At 75.3% G+C, this 13,671-nt stretch carries 10 protein-coding genes and 1 tRNA gene; 3 read left to right on the top strand and 8 right to left on the bottom strand.

Annotated features, from left to right (window positions below):
- Window position 1: 1 nt before the first annotated feature.
- Window positions 2-964: an SWIM zinc finger family protein gene (locus tag O7615_RS21180; RefSeq protein WP_278179529.1), complete on the bottom strand. Its 963-nt coding sequence runs from the start codon at window positions 962-964 to the stop codon at window positions 2-4.
- Window positions 961-4,338 carry a DEAD/DEAH box helicase gene (locus tag O7615_RS21175; RefSeq protein ID WP_278179528.1) on the bottom strand — a complete coding sequence of 1,126 codons (3,378 nt, stop codon included), beginning with the start codon at window positions 4,336-4,338 and terminating at the stop codon, window positions 961-963. The genes O7615_RS21180 and O7615_RS21175 overlap by 4 nt, the downstream gene beginning before the upstream one ends.
- A 100-nt stretch (window positions 4,339-4,438) precedes the next feature.
- On the opposite strand from O7615_RS21175, the gene O7615_RS21170 reads away from it, so the two are divergent.
- Together O7615_RS21170 and O7615_RS21165 are read left to right on the top strand one after the other, a co-directional pair.
- Window positions 4,439-5,305 (top strand): PfkB family carbohydrate kinase, encoded by an 867-nt coding sequence (locus O7615_RS21170; protein WP_278179527.1) that lies wholly within the window; start codon window positions 4,439-4,441, stop codon window positions 5,303-5,305.
- 114 nt (window positions 5,306-5,419) lie between these two features.
- On the top strand, window positions 5,420-5,626 hold the full coding sequence (locus O7615_RS21165; RefSeq protein ID WP_278179526.1) for a hypothetical protein: 207 nt from the start codon (window positions 5,420-5,422) through the stop codon (window positions 5,624-5,626).
- Between the two features lie 40 nt (window positions 5,627-5,666).
- Here O7615_RS21165 and O7615_RS21160 read toward each other — a convergent pair whose 3' ends face one another.
- On the bottom strand, window positions 5,667-6,812 hold the full coding sequence (locus O7615_RS21160) for a polysaccharide pyruvyl transferase family protein (protein WP_278179524.1): 1,146 nt from the start codon (window positions 6,810-6,812) through the stop codon (window positions 5,667-5,669).
- A gap of 150 nt (window positions 6,813-6,962) precedes the next feature.
- Between O7615_RS21160 and O7615_RS21155 the strand changes: the two genes are divergently transcribed.
- On the top strand, window positions 6,963-7,901 hold the full coding sequence (locus O7615_RS21155; protein ID WP_278179523.1) for an aminoglycoside phosphotransferase family protein: 939 nt from the start codon (window positions 6,963-6,965) through the stop codon (window positions 7,899-7,901).
- A 475-nt stretch (window positions 7,902-8,376) separates the two neighbouring features.
- On the opposite strand, the gene O7615_RS21150 is transcribed toward O7615_RS21155, so the two are convergent.
- The 5 genes from O7615_RS21150 to O7615_RS21130 form a co-directional block, all read right to left on the bottom strand.
- Window positions 8,377-9,174: an alpha/beta hydrolase gene (locus tag O7615_RS21150; protein ID WP_278179522.1), complete on the bottom strand. Its 798-nt coding sequence runs from the start codon at window positions 9,172-9,174 to the stop codon at window positions 8,377-8,379.
- A gap of 119 nt (window positions 9,175-9,293) precedes the next feature.
- Window positions 9,294-9,368, bottom strand: a tRNA-Val gene (locus O7615_RS21145).
- 85 nt (window positions 9,369-9,453) lie between these two features.
- Window positions 9,454-9,918 (bottom strand): peroxiredoxin, encoded by a 465-nt coding sequence (locus tag O7615_RS21140; protein WP_278179521.1) that lies wholly within the window; start codon window positions 9,916-9,918, stop codon window positions 9,454-9,456.
- Between the two features lie 51 nt (window positions 9,919-9,969).
- Window positions 9,970-10,407: a DUF3052 domain-containing protein gene (locus O7615_RS21135; RefSeq protein WP_204038375.1), complete on the bottom strand. Its 438-nt coding sequence runs from the start codon at window positions 10,405-10,407 to the stop codon at window positions 9,970-9,972.
- 112 nt (window positions 10,408-10,519) lie between these two features.
- Window positions 10,520-13,582, bottom strand: a complete 3,063-nt coding sequence (locus O7615_RS21130; protein WP_347405129.1) for a transketolase C-terminal domain-containing protein — start codon at window positions 13,580-13,582, stop codon at window positions 10,520-10,522.
- Window positions 13,583-13,671 lie beyond the last annotated feature (89 nt).

Genomic DNA, 13,671 nt, shown 5'->3' with positions numbered 1-13,671 from the left:
GCTACCCGCCCAGCTGCCGGTAGGCGTGGCGCAGGCGCTCGGCCAGGCCCGGCCCACCGATGGCGGGCGCGGGCGCACCGAGCTGGCGCAGCAGCAGGTCCGGCCGGGCGGTCAGGCTGGGCGGACGCTCCGGCAGCGGCACGGGCGGCAGCCAGAACCGGTCGACCGCCTCGGTCAGCGGCACGGCGGGCAGGTCGGCGAGGGCCCGCGCCGCACCGGCGGCGGGGACATCCGCCGCGCGCCGACCGGGCGGCGGCTCGCCGTGGCGCTCGCGGCCGGTGCTGGTTCGCCGGGCGGGCGGCCGGACGCTGTCCTCGGCTGGCTCCGGCGGTTCGCCGGCGCCCGGTGCGGCCGGCGAGCCGGCGACGCGTAGCTCCCGGAGCCGGGCGAGCAGGTCCGCCCGGCTACGGCCGCGCCAGTGCAGGAGGGTGAACGGGTCGGCGTCGAACGCCTCGGCGAGCAGGTAGAAGGTGGCGGCGAGGTGCTTGCAGGGCACCGCCGGGTCCGGGCACGAGCAGCGCTGGTCCAGCTCCGTCACGGCGGCGGGGAACAGCGGTGCGCCGGCGGCGGCGAACAGCTCCTCCAGTTCGGCCGGCAGGTCACCGGCGAGCAGCCGGGCGCTGAAGAACGCCTGGGCGGCCAACTCCGCCTCGATCCGCGCCCACAGCCGCGCCGGAAACGGCGGCAGTACGACGTCGACCTGGTACGGCGTCACCCGCGAGCCCTGCACCACCGCCGACACCACGCCCGGTGCCACGTCGAGGCGGACGACCTGGCCGGCGCGGGCGTACGACCGGCCCCGGGTCAGCCGGGTGCCGAGCGCGAACGACTCCAGCACCTCCAGGAACCGGCGGGACCACCAGGAGACCCCGATCGTGCCGCGGGTGCTGCGGGCCCGCAGGCCGCCGTCGACCCGGCGCGGCGGGCCGTAGTCGGCGAACCGGCCACGGGTGTCGGTGCTCATTCGGCCACCGCCCCGGCGTCCAGAGTGAACAGCTCGCGCAGCTGGGCGGTGGACAACTCGGTGACCCACTGCTCGCCGGTGCCGACGACCGACGCGGCCAGGCCGCGCTTGTCGGCGATCAGCGCGGCCACCTTCTCCTCCACCGTGCCGGCGCAGACGAACTTGCGGACCTGCACCCGGCGGCGCTGCCCGATCCGGAACGCCCGGTCGGTGGCCTGGTCCTCCACCGCCGGGTTCCACCACCGGTCGACGTGCACCACGTGGTTGGCGGCGGTCAGGGTCAGCCCGGTGCCACCCGCCTTGAGGGAGAGGACGAACAGGGCGGGGCCGCCGTCGGACTGGAAGCGGGCCACCATGGCGTCGCGCTCGGCCTTGCCGACCCCGCCGTGCAGGAACAGCACCTCCCGGCCGAACCGGGCCGACAGGTGCCCGCGCAGCATCCCGCCGAACTCCGCGTACTGGGTGAACAGCAGGGCCTTCTCCCCCGCCGCGAGGACCTCGTCGAGGATCTCCTCCAGCCGGGCCAGCTTGCCCGAACGCCCGTCCAGGGGTGACCCGTCGCGCAGCAGCTGCGCGGGGTGGTTGCAGACCTGCTTGAGCCGGGTCATGGTGGCCAGCACCAGGCCGCGCCGCTCGATGCCGTCGCTGGACTCGATGCGCGCCAGCATGTCGTCGACGACCACCCGGTAGAGCGCGGCCTGCTCGGCGGTGAGGTTGCAGAAGACCTCCATCTCCAGCTTCTCCGGCAGGTCCGAGATGATCGACGAGTCGGTCTTGAGCCGGCGCAGCACGAACGGGCCGGTGATCCGGCGCAGCCGTTCGGCCGTCTCGGTGTCGCCGTGCCGCTCGATCGGCTCGGCGAACCGCTTGCGGAAGGCCGCCGCCGGGCCGAGCAGGCCCGGATTGGCGAACTGCATGATGGACCAGAGGTCGGCCAGCCGGTTCTCCACCGGCGTACCGGTCACCGCGATGCGGTGCCGGGCGGGCAGCGCCCGGACCGCCTCCGCCTGGCGGGTGGCGGCGTTCTTGATGGCCTGCGCCTCGTCGAGCACCACCCGATGCCAGTCGACACCGGCCAGCTCCGCCGCGTCCCGGGCGGCCACCGAGTACGTGGTGAGGACCAGGTCCGCCGCGTGCGCGGTGGCGCCGAACTCCCCGCCCCGTGCCCGCTGCGCACCATGGTGCACGTGTACGCGCAGCTCCGGCGTGAACCGCGCGGCCTCCCGCTGCCAGTTGCCGACCAGCGACATCGGACAGACCAGCAGGGTCGGACCGGCCTGCGGCGGGTCGGCGGCCAGCAGGGCCAGCAGCTGCACCGTCTTGCCCAGTCCCATGTCGTCGGCGAGCACCCCGCCGAGCCCCAGCGACTGGAGGAACGCCAGCCACGCGAACCCCCGCCGCTGGTACGGCCGCAGGGTGCCGCGGAAGGACGGCGGCTCCGCCAGCGGGGCGAGCCGGCGATCCACCGCCCCGGCGAGCAGGTCGCCCAGCGCACCGTCGGCGCTCACCTCCAGCACCGGCAACGCGTCCGGCTGTGCGACGTCCTCGCCGAGCCCGAGCCGCAGCAGGTCGGCCACGGTCAGCTCGCCGGTGGAACGCAGCAGCCGCAGACCGGCGGCGAGCCGCTTCGGGTCCAGTTCGACCCAGCGCCCGCGCAGCCGCACCAGTGGCGTCTTCAGCTCCGCCAGGCGAGCCAACTCGTCCCCGGTCAGCGGCTGGTCGCCCAGGGCCAGTTCCCAGCGGTAGTCGACCAGGGCGTCCAGCCCGACCCGGTCGCCCGGGCCGGTGACCGCGCCGGGTGCGCTGCGGGACCGCGCCCGCAGCCGCGCGCCGAGCCGCGAGGCGGGCCGCTGCCACCAGGAGGGCAGCAGTACGTTGAAGCCGGCCGCGTGCAGGGTGGGTGCGCCCTCACGCAGGAACCGGTGCGCGCCGTCGGCGTCCAGATCCAGCGCCTCCGGCCGGGCGGTCCGCAGTGCCGCGTCCAGCTCGGGCCAGAGCCGGCTGGCCCGGCCCAGCTCGGCCAGCAGGGTCTCCTGCGGGTGCTCACCCACGACCGCCACGCCCTCGCCGCGCCACACCTGGCCGGCGTCGACGTGCAGGCCCGGCTCGTCGGTGGCGCGGAGCCCGAACTCCACCCGCCACCGGTCGGTGGTCGCGACGACCGCCCCCGGGTCGGCCGGCACCACGGTCACCGGCTCGGCGATCTCGTCGGTCGGCGGTTCGACCAGCCGGAAGCTCGCCCGGACCGCCGCGCCGGCGGCGTCCCGCTGCCACTCGTCCAGCTCGGACCCCAGCGCCCGCAGCGCCGCCGCCTCGGCGGTGAACACCCGCCGTGGCCCGGTCAGCGCGCCCAACCAGGCCGTCACCGCGCCGTTCGGTCGCACCCCCCGGGCCAGGGTGGTCGGCGGCAGCACGGCGCGCACCGCGGCGTCGGTGAGCGCGTCGAGCGCCTCGGCGACCAGCAGCCCCGGCGCGTCGACCGGGTCGGTGGACGAGGCCGCCCCAGAGCGCCGGCCGGGGTTACGCGCCGGTCCGCCGGCCGCCCCGCGCCGACCAGCACCGCCGGACGGGCCAGCACCGATGTGCGGAGGATGCTCGCCCGGCTCGCCGGCCGAGAGGGCGGGTAGCTCCGCCTCGACGACCGCCCGGGCCGCGGGCGGCAGGGCCAGCGCCAGCGACCGGGCCCAGGCGGCGTCCGTGCCGGTGAGCAACGGTCGCCACACGGCCAGCGCCGTCGTCGCGGCCACCGCCGTCGTCGCGGCCACCGCGTCCGTCGCGGCGGCGACCCCGGCACCCACCGCGCCGCTGCCGCGAGCCGGTACGGCGGCATCCGCCGGGAAGGTGGCATTCGCCGGGAAGGTGGCATTCGCCGAGGCAGCGGCATTCGGTGGGACGGTGGCCGGGGGTGGATCGGCGAGGCCGGGCAGGACCCGGCCACGGGCGGCCAGGTCGGTGGCGAAGGCGGCCAGCTCGGCCAGGTGACGCAGGCTCGCGCCGGGCGCGGCGGCCAGCCCGTCGACGGTACGCAGCAGCGACAGGCCGGCATCCGGGGCGTACGCCAGGACGGGGACGCGCCACCCGGCGAGGGTGACCGCGCCCCGGACCGGTTCCACGACGGCGGTCCGGACCAGCTCCGGCGAGTCCAGCGGCGAGCCGGCGCGGGTGGGCAGGCGCAGCAGCGCGCTGCCGAGGTCGGTCGGCTCGGCGGCCTCGGCCAGCAGGGCGACCAGCGTGGCGTGGTCGGCGGCGAACGGGTGCGGGCGGTCCCGGGGTGCCCGGCCGGGGCGACGCGGTGCATGCGGCGGCAGGCCACTGTCCTCGGCCCAGACGGCCAGCCCTCGGCCGGGCAGCCACATCCCGTGCACGACCAGCACGCACTCCCCCTCCGAAGGAAGGGCCCCCGGTCAACGCCTCAGGCCCCCGGTCAACACCCGAGCCAGAATAGGCGGCCGCCGACCGGCTACCGTCGGCGCCATGTACGACCTGCTGGTGGTTGGCGGCCTCGGTGTCGACGTGCGGGTACGGGTGCCCGGGTTGCCGCTGCCGGTGGTCGACTCCGTCACCGTCGACCCGATCGACCTGCGCATCGGCAACACCGGCGCCGGCGTGGTGCTCGCCGCGCACGCGCTCGGGCTGCGGGTGGCGGTGGTCGACACCGTGGGCACGGACCCCGCCGGTGACGTCGTGCGGGCCGCGCTGGCCCGCACCGACGTGCACGCTGTGCTGGCCGACGACCCGGCCGGCACCCGCCGGTCGGTGAACCTGGTCGACCCCGACGGACGGCGGATGTCGCTGTACGACCCCCGCCCCGGCGGCCCCCCGCCGTTCACCGTGGCGCGGCTGTCGGCGCTGGCCCGGGACGCCACCCACGTCCACCTGTCAATCATGGGCTGGGTGCGGGACCTGCTGCCCGACCTCGGTGACGTGGTGGGCGAGGGGATCGGTACCTCGACCGACCTGCACGACTGGGACGGGCGCAACCCGTACCATCGCCCGTTCGCCGAGATCGCCGAGCTGGTGCTGATCAGCGGCACCGCGCTGGGCGACCACGCGGCGCGGGTCGCCGCCGCCCTGGCGCCGCGCCCGGTGCTGGTCACCCGGGGCGCCGACGGCGCCGACCTGCACCTCGGCGGGACGGTCAGCCGGGTGCCGGCCGCCACCGCGCCCGGCCCGGTGATCGACACCAACGGCGCCGGGGATGCCTTCGCGGCGGGGATCGTCGCGGCCCGGCGGCACGGCGCGACCTGGGCGGAGGCGGCCGGCTACGCCGCCCGCGTCGCCGCGGCGGCCTGCACCCACGACGGCATGGAGTACCCGGCGGACCTGCTCCCCCGCGAGTGAGAGTAGGGCGATGGACGCGCGGCGGATCCTGGTCGGGCGGGTCTCGTGATCGCGGTGCGGCCGCTCCGGCGGCTATCGGCTGCGAGGCACCGGCCGGCGGGGCAGGATGGGCGCATGGCATCCACGGTAGAGATCCCGCTGGTGGGCGGCGTGGCCGACGGCGAGCACGTCACCGTCGAGCTGGACCCGCACGGCCGACCCCCGCTGACCCACCATCACCTGGGACCGGCGGGCCTGGCCGCGGCGGACATCTACGAGCTGGAGTCGGTCGACACCGAACGCCAGCAGTGGCGCTACTGCTGGCGGGGACCGGCGGTCTGAGGCGGGCTGAGCCGGGCTGCGGGCGGGCGCCCGCGTCCGATCAGGCGCCCACCTCGACAAGGGCGCGGCTGCGCAGGCTGTCCAGGACGGCGCGGGTCACCTGCGAGGTGCCCCGGGCCTCGTCACACACCTGCGCCACCTTCCGGGCGGTGACCTCGGCCCGCTGTTCGCGTTCGTCCCACAGCTGGTCCACCTCCGCCAGCAGTGGGCCCTCCACCTCCCGTTCCACGCCGCGCAACGCCGGCACCCCGAGGCGCTGCGCCAGGTCGAAGACCTTCCCGGCGTACGGCAGGGGCAGGAACGGCGTACCCATCATCGCGGCGAAGATCAGGAAGTGCAGCCGCATGCCGACCGCCAGGTCGAAGTGGCGCATCAACCCGAGCACCTGCTGCGGCGAGTAGGTGCCGTGCAGGATGCGCCCCCGCTCGGCGGCGATCATGTGGGACAGCACGCCGTGCGAATGGCGGATGTCGTCGCGTTCCATTGGGACGAACAGCACGTGCGCGTCGATGCGGTGCACCAGGAAGTCACCGATCTGCGCCAGCAGCCGGTGGTACCCGTCCACGTCCAGCCGTTCCGCCGCCCGGCCCGGCTCCCGCACGCTCATCCCGACCAGCCGCTTGCCGTCCGGCACGCCCTCCTCCCGCAGCAGCTGCGCCGGGAAGTCCTCGGGCTCCAGCAGGAACGCCGGGTCACCGGTGACGGTGATCGGGTTGAGCAGGCCGGCCTCCTCCAGCACCATCCGCGACTCCTGGTCGCGTACGGTCACCTGGGTGGCGCCGGCCAGCGTCTCGCGGACCATGCCGGTGTCCACCATCTCGCTGAGCGGCCCGACGCCGACCGCGTACGTCAGCAGCGGCAGACCCCGCTCCTGCGCGACCCGGACGACCCGCAGATAGCGGCGTGCCTCCTTGTCGTAGAGGATGCCGCCGCCGCCCAGGATGAGCAGGTCGAGCTGGGAGAGCACGAGCGCCGAGTCGTTACGGCTGACCCCCTCCCACGGCACCGCCTCCACGTCCGGGTGGGCCAGCGCGGTGTGCTCCGGGTTCCGCGAGAAGACGATGATCCGGGCGTGCGGCTCCTGCTGGCGCAGGTCGGTCAACAGGCCGGTGAGGATGGCCTCGTCGCCCAGGTTGCGCCCGCCGTACGAGCCGAGCACGCCGATGGTCAGTCCGGCACGCGTCATCCGTCGCTCCTCCCCTGCGTCGCTTCGACGTTTCCCCGCTGCGCTGGTGAACACTCCTCGATCGCCCCGCGACCTGCCCGACCCGGTGCTTGGCGCTCGATGCGGGAAACAGCTTGCCCGTCGAACGCGCGGACGAACATCGTGGACGGCATGGAGGTAAGCGCGAAGAATCGGCTCCGCTGGGCCGAGTTGCCCGAGGATGTCCGGTCCGCCGTGGAGGAGATCATCGGCGGCCGGGTGGTGGAGGCGGTGTCCCAACCGGGCGGTTACTCCCCCGGCACCGCCGACCGGGTGCGTACCGCCGACGGTCGTCGCGCCTTCGTCAAGGCGGCCAGCCCCGCGCAGAATCCGGACACCCCGCGCATGCACCGGGCCGAGGCGCGGATCACCGCCGCACTGCCCGGGTACGCCCCGACGCCCCGGTTGCTCGGCTGCCACGACGACGGATACTGGGTGGCGTTGGTCCTCACCGACGTCGACGGACGGCACCCGGCCACCCCGTGGCGCGCCGACGAGTTGGACGCCGTGCTGGCGGCGCTGGCGACGATGGCCGACGCACTGACTCCCGTCGCGCTGCCGCAGGTACCGCCCATCGCCGAGCGCCTGGCCGGCGACTTCACCGGCTGGCGGCGGGTGGCCGCCGACCCGCCGCCCGATCTGCACCCCTGGGCCCGGGCCCATCTGGACGAGCTCTGCGCCGTGACCGAACGCGCCCTCACCCGGTTGACCGGCGACACCCTCTGTCACGTCGACGTCCGCGCCGACAACCTGCTCGTCGACGCGACCGGCCGGGTCACCGTGGTCGACTGGCCCTGGGCGGCCCACGGGCCGGCCTGGCTGGACACCGCGATGCTGCTACTCGACGTACGCCTGCACGGCGGGCACGACACCGAGGCCCTGCTGCGCCGGCTGCCGCTCACCGCCGACGCCGACCCCGACGCGGTGACCGGCCTCTACGCCGGCCTGGCCGGCTTCTTCACCGACCGGGCCCGCCGCCCACCCCCGCCCGGCATCCCCACCCTCCGCCCGTTCCAGCAAGCCCAGTCCGACGCCCTGCTCCCCTGGCTGGCCCACCGCCTCACCCCCTAACCCCAACCGCCCCCGAGCCGACGGCCGGACGCCGAAGGGTGGGCGCCGAGGAGGACGGGCGCCGAACGGCCGGACGGCCGAAGGACGGACGCCGAGGCAGCAATATCCCCGATGTTGCTGCCTCCGGTGGGCGCTGAGACAGCAATATCCCCGATGTTGCTGTCACCGGCTGGCGGGCGGGCGGCGTCGCGGATGCGGCACGGGCGCACGGGCGGGCGGCGCACGGGCGGCCCGTGGGCGGTGTCCCGTGGGCGGGCGGGTGGGCTGCGCCCGGGCGGGCGGTGGGTCAGGTTCGGGTGGGCAGGGTGTTGGGTGAGGAGGCGGTGTCCCGTGGGCGGGCGGGCGGCCTCGCGGATGCGGCGCGTGGGCGGGTGGCGTGCGACGCGCGGCGCGCGGGCGGGTGGGCTGCGCCTGGGCGGGCGGCGCGTGGGCGGTGTCCCGTGGGCGGGCGGGCAGCGGGTGGGCGGGCGGTGGGTTAGGTTCGGGTGGGCAGGGTGTGGGTGAGGAAGGGGAGGACCGCGGCCGGGAGGGCTGGGGAGTCGACGATGTCGTAGTGGGTGAGGCCGGGGAGGATGGCCAGGCGGGCCGCCGGGCGGCCGGTGCCGTCCCAGCCACCGTCCCGGTGCCCACCGCCGAGCAGGCCGAAGAACTCGACCATGTGGCCGGGACGGATCGAGTCGGCGTCGGCGAAGACCAGCAGCGTCGGTGTGGTGACCGCGGCGACCTCCGGCGACCAGTCGTAGTCGCGACGCAGCAGCTCGCCGGTCCTGGCCCAGAGCCGGGGCCAGTCCTGCGGGCGGGGCGCGACCTGCCGGTAGAGCCGCTCCGGCGGGGTGCCCCGCATCCGCTCACCGGCCGCCTCGTCGGGCTCCGGCATGCCGGCGAGCACCTCGGGAAACCAGCCCTGCCGGCGGTACGGCGCGGAGACCACCACCAGTCGGCGGAGCAGGTGCCGGTGCTGGATCGCCAGCCGCAGGGCCACCCCGCCGCCGAGGGAGAAGCCCAGCACGTCGGCCTCGGCCAGCCCGAGGTGGACGATCAGGGCGGCCACGTCGTCGGCCATCAACTCGTACCGCAGCGGCCGGCCGACGTCGGCCGTGCGCCCGTGGCCCGGCAGATCCACGCTGATCACCCGACGCCGCTGCGCGAGCGCCGGCCGGATCGCGGCGAACGACTCCACCGCGCCGAACCCGCCGTGCAGCAGCACCAGCGGCCGGCCCGAGCCGTGCGTCTCGTACCAGAACCGGACCCCGTTGACCTGCGCGTAGGCCATCTCGCCCTCCCGATCCGGTGCCGCCCGCTCCCGATGTACGGCGGGTAGCGAGTGCTCGCGGTGCGAAGCACGCGGACCGTGCCGACGGCTAGCGGCGTTCCCGCAGGTGGAAAGGGGTTTGGTGGGCGCGGCAGGTTTCGAACCTGCGACCCCCCGCTTGTAAGGCGGGTGCTCTCCCACTGAGCTACGCGCCCGGGACGCCGTACGGCGGGCCGGCGGTTGGCAGCTTACCCTGCCATCCGCCGAGCCGACCGGACGGTCGCACCGGTTGGGACCGGGTCAGGCCGTGGCCTCCGCCAGGGCTTTGCGCCAGCCCTGCTGGTCTCGGGGCTCACCCGGCATCGTCATCTCGGCGAAGCGGACCACACCGGTCCGGTCGACGACGAAGGTGCCCCGGTTGGCGACGCCGGTCACGTCGTTGAACACGCCGTACGCCTGGGCGACGGCGCCGTGCGGCCAGAAGTCGGACAGCAGCGGAAACTCGTAGCCCTCCCGGTTCGCCCAGATCTTGTGGGCGTAGACCGAGTCGACGCTGACGGTCAGCAGCTGGACGTCGTCGTTGACGTACTCGTCGAGGTTGTCCCGCATCTCGTCCATCTCGCCCTGGCAGACGCCGGTGAAGGCCAGCGGGTAGAAGACCAGCAGGACGGTACGCCGGTCGCGGAAGTCGGCGAGCCGGATCTCCTGGTTGTTCTGGTCCTTCAACACGAAGTCGGGCGCCTCGGCGCCCACCTCGACGGGCATGCGGACTCCTCGGGGTCAGGGTGGGCGTGCGCCCGTCACGTCGGGCAGGGGCTACTTCCTGCCCTTGGCCCCGCGACGCAGCACGAGACGGGCGCCGCTCCAGTCCTTGCCGGCGTTGACCGTGGAGGTCTGTTGGAGGCCGGCGGTGGGAGCCGACTCGGCGATCTCGCTCGGCTCGACGTGCCCCTCGCGGCCGGCCTTGGGCGTCAGCAGCCACACGACCCCGTTGTCGGCCAGCGGGCCGAGGGCGTCGACGAGTAGCTCGAAGAGATCACCGTCGCCGTCCCGGTACCACACCAGCACCGCGTCGACCACCTCGTCGGTGTCCTCGTCGACCAGCTCTCCACAACGGTCGGTCAGGGCGTCCCGGAGATCCTGGTCCACGTCGTCGTCGTAGCCCATCTCCATGACGACCATCCCCGGCTCGATGCCGAACCGGTCCGCCAGGCTGCGTACCCCGTCAGCAGCCTGACCAGCGGTCGCGCTCACTGTCGCGTGCCTCCTCGTCTCGTCCGAACCGCGGCGCCAACTCGACGCCGTCAGGCAAAGTCCACACAGTTGCGCCCTCCTGCGCAAGTGGCGCACCGCGTGGGTACGAAATTTACCGTGCCAGCAGCGTACGGGCACCCTGGGTGATGGCCTCCTCGGATACCAGGACCTGACGGGCGGCCGGCCCCAACGGCACAAATGAGTCAACTCCGGCCACTCGACGTGCCGATCCGACATATCCGGCATCGACCAGGGCGGCGAGCACTCCCTCGCCCACCCCGCCCGACCTGCGCGTCTCGTCCACCACCAGTACCCGGCCGGTCGCGGCCGCCTCCCGGATGAGGTCGGCCACCGGCAGCGGCGCGAGCCAGCGCAGGTCGACCACCCGGGTGCCGATCCCCTCGTCGGCCAGCGCCGACGCCGCCCGCAGCGACATCCGCACTCCGTTACCGAACGTGATGATGGTGACGTCCTCGGCCGAGCCGACTCCGTACACCCGCGCCCGCCCCACCGGCACGTGCCCGGCGGCCCAGGCGCCCGGCTCGGCATATCCGGACAACCACTCACCGTCGCCGTCGGTATAGAGGTCGCGGGTGTGGTAGAGCGCGATCGGCTCCAGGAACACGCAGACGCTGCCGTCCACCGCCGCGCTCGCCAGACAGGTCCGCAGCATCGCCGCCGCGTCGTCCGGCCGCGCCGGCACGGCGATCACCAGGCCGGGGACATCCCGCAGTACGGCCACCGAGTTGTCGTTGTGGAAGTGCCCACCAAAGCCCTCCTGGTACGCCAGCCCGGCCACCCGCACCACCATCGGGTTACGCCACGCCCCCTGGGAGAAGAACCCCATGGTCGCCGCCTCGCCCCGCAGCTGGTCCTCGGCGTTGTGCAGGTACGCCAGATACTGGATCTCCGGCACCGGCAGCATCCCGGCCAGCCCGGCACCGAGGCCGAGACCGAGGATCGAGGTCTCGTCGAGCAGCGTGTCGAACACCCGCGCTGCGCCGAACCGGTCACGCAGGCCCTTGGTCACCCCGTAGACCCCGCCCTTGGCGGCGACGTCCTCACCGAAGACGGCCATCTGCGGGTGGTGGAGCAGCCCGTCGGTGAGCGCCGCGTTGATGCTCTGCGCGAGGGTGAGCGGGCCGGCCAGCTCGGGCGGCTTGCCGCCGAACGCCTCGGCCCGTGCGGCGGCATGTGGGCCCGCCGCACGGGCACCCGCGTCGGCGACCGCCAGGGCGACCCGGACCGGCCGGCGGGGGGCCAGCGGGGCGATCACCTCCGCGGGGTCGACCAGCTTCGGCTCGTCGAGCACCTCCTCGGCGATCCGGCGCACCCGCCAGCCGATCTCGTCGTACCGGTCCAGCAGCTCCGCGCCGCTGGCCAGACCCGCGTCGACCAGCCGCCGCGCGGTGGCGACCACCGGATCCCGGGTCACGTCGGCGGCGATCTCCCCGGCGTCGCGGTACGCGCTCTCGGCGTCCGCGCCCGCGTGACCCATCAGCCGCGCCGTGGTCAGGTGCAGCACAGCCGGGCGGCGGTGCCGGCGCACCCAGGCCGCCGCCTCGACCGCCACCCCGTACGCCCCGACCAGGTCGGCGCCGTCGGCGGCGAAGTACCGGATGCCCGGCTTCGACCGCAGGGCCGTCGCCACCCAGCCCTGCGGCGAGCGGACGCTGATGCCGAAGCCGTTGTCCTCGCAGACGAAGAGCACCGGGATGCGCAGCCCGGTGTGGTCGTACCAGCCGGCGGTGTTGAACGCGGCGGTGGCGCTGGCATGGTTGATCGAGGCGTCCCCGAACGAGCAGACCACGATCGCGTCCGACGCCCAGGGAGCCGGGGCCAGGGCCGGTGCGGGCTGCGTCGACCCCCGCCGGGCGTCCAACCGGCGCAACCGCTCCACGGCGAGGCCCATCCCGACCGCCCGAGGCAGGTGCGAGGCGATGGTGGAGGTGGTCGGGACGACCGCGAGGTCGGCGCGACCGAACACCTTGTGCCGCCCACCGGCGATCGGTTCCCGGCTGGAGGCCACCATGCCCCGCAGCACGTCCCGCGCCGCCTCGACGTACCCCTGGAGGACCGGCCGCTTCGCCGGCGGGGTCGCAGCGGCCGACTCGACCGCGCCCTCCCGACCGGCCGTGGCCGGATCGCCGGTCCCGCCGGCCGCGCCCAGCTCGCGGCGTCTTCCGCCGCCGTCCGCGCCGCCGCCGTTCTCCGCGCCGCTGTGGTTCCCGCCGCTGCCGTCGCCCCCGGTGCCGTCACCGGACAGGCCGTCGCCGTCACCACCGTGCTCGCCGCTGCGGGCGCCGTTGGCGCGGTGGTCGGCACCGCCGTCGCTCTCGCCGTTCTCGCTGTTGCCGTTCTCGCCGGCACCGATGTTCGTGCCAGTGCCAGTGCCGCTGTCGCCGGTGTCCGCACCGCTGGCGCTCGCGCCGGTGCCGCCGTCCCTGGCACTCCGATCGCTGGCACCCTGATCGCTGGCACTCCGATCGCTGGCACCGGCGGCAGTGGCGGTCCGGCCCTCGGTGGCCCCGAGCGGCTGCGCCCCGGACCGGTCCGCTCCGGTGGAGTCACCCGCGCCGGTCGGTGCGGTGACGGTGGCGACGGTGCTCCGGCCCGTGGCGGGCACGGCGGTGGCGGTGACGGCCCGTCCGGTGACGGCATCGGGGGCAGCCCGGTCGGCCGAGGCCGGTCCAGCGGCGGCCTCGGCGGCCGTAGGCCGACCGGCGGCGCCGCCGGGGGCCCCGGCGGCGACGGCAGCCCCGGCGACGGTCTCGGGGGAGGCAGCGCCGTTGGCGGGTGTCGCCCGACCGGCATCGGCCCCGGCGGACCCCTCGACGGCGTCGGCGGCCGTAGCCGGACCGGCGACGGCCCCGGCGGCAGCCCCGTCGACGGACTCGGGGGCCGTGGCCCGTCCGGGGGCGGCTTCGGGGTCGGCGGCCTGGGCGGCGCGGACGCAGTAGAAGGCGCCGGAGCGGTAGTGCAGCAACGCGGGATCCGTGGGCCGCAGGGCGGCCGCCACGGCGGCGTTGCCCTCGTGGCCGGCGGAGCCGATGGTGTAGTAGCCCTCGCCGAAGCTGCGCAACCAGCGGCCGGCCAGGTCGAGTTGGCGGCTGGTGACCTGGGCGTCGAAGAGGTCCAGCAGCTGGGCACCGGTCAGCGGGACGCCGTCGGCCACCGGTCGCGTCGGGTCGGCGCGGTGCCGCGGCGCGGCGAGCGCGGCCAGGGACTCCCGGAACCGGTCGTCGAGATCCTGCGGGGTGGTCA

This window comes from Micromonospora sp. WMMD1082, assembly GCF_029626175.1.
GTDB lineage: Bacteria > Actinomycetota > Actinomycetes > Mycobacteriales > Micromonosporaceae > Micromonospora.
Note: the sequence above shows the minus strand (reverse complement) of the source record. Positions and strands in the feature narration are given on the sequence as shown.

Excerpts from the sequence above, each read along its gene's own strand:
- O7615_RS21180 (WP_278179529.1), bottom strand. The coding sequence starts at position 964 with ATGAGCACCGACACCCGTGGCCGGTTCGCCGACTACGGCCCGCCGCGC.
- O7615_RS21170 (WP_278179527.1), top strand. The coding sequence starts at position 4,439 with ATGTACGACCTGCTGGTGGTTGGCGGCCTCGGTGTCGACGTGCGGGTA.
- O7615_RS21165 (WP_278179526.1), top strand. The coding sequence starts at position 5,420 with ATGGCATCCACGGTAGAGATCCCGCTGGTGGGCGGCGTGGCCGACGGC.
- O7615_RS21160 (WP_278179524.1), bottom strand. The coding sequence starts at position 6,812 with ATGACGCGTGCCGGACTGACCATCGGCGTGCTCGGCTCGTACGGCGGG.
- O7615_RS21155 (WP_278179523.1), top strand. The coding sequence starts at position 6,963 with ATGGAGGTAAGCGCGAAGAATCGGCTCCGCTGGGCCGAGTTGCCCGAG.
- O7615_RS21150 (WP_278179522.1), bottom strand. The coding sequence starts at position 9,174 with ATGGCCTACGCGCAGGTCAACGGGGTCCGGTTCTGGTACGAGACGCAC.
- O7615_RS21140 (WP_278179521.1), bottom strand. The coding sequence starts at position 9,918 with ATGCCCGTCGAGGTGGGCGCCGAGGCGCCCGACTTCGTGTTGAAGGAC.